This window comes from Roseitalea sp., assembly GCF_984466335.1.
This window is the reverse complement of record NZ_CFIFWG010000066.1, coordinates 14,905-15,304: the sequence shown is the minus strand read 5'-3', so window position 1 is coordinate 15,304 and position 400 is coordinate 14,905. Positions and strand designations below refer to the sequence as shown.

Annotated in this window: 1 protein-coding gene; it reads right to left on the bottom strand. The window is 71.5% G+C overall.

The window, feature by feature from the left end; translation table 11 throughout:
* The coding region (locus AC5E6L_RS07955; RefSeq protein ID WP_491772467.1) for an iron chelate uptake ABC transporter family permease subunit at window positions 1-400 on the bottom strand (400 nt) is incomplete at both ends.

The following is a 400-nucleotide window of genomic DNA, read 5'->3' as shown; positions in this document are numbered from 1 at the left end:
GGCGCCGGCGCCGGCCGTGAAGCCGATCACGTCCGGCGAGGCCAGCGGGTTGCGCAGCAGCGTCTGCACCATCTCGCCGGCCAGCCCCAGCGCCAGGCCGACGCCCAGCGCGGTCAGCACTCTGGGCACGCGGTGTTCGAGAACGATCAGCCGTTCCAGTTCGTCGCCTCCGCCCTTCAGCACGGCCATCACCCGTGCCGCATCGAGTGGGAAGGAGCCGGACATGACGCCGAGGATCGACAGCCCGGCGACGTGGCTCATCGGCAACGCCACCAGCCAGCGGTCGTCGCGCTCGACCGGAAGGTTGGCGGCGGAGCCGACAGCGCTATGGAGGTGGTTGGCCAGCGTGTGGACCACCGCCCGCGGGTTGCCGGTGCTGCCGGAGGTTAGCAGCGCGGTA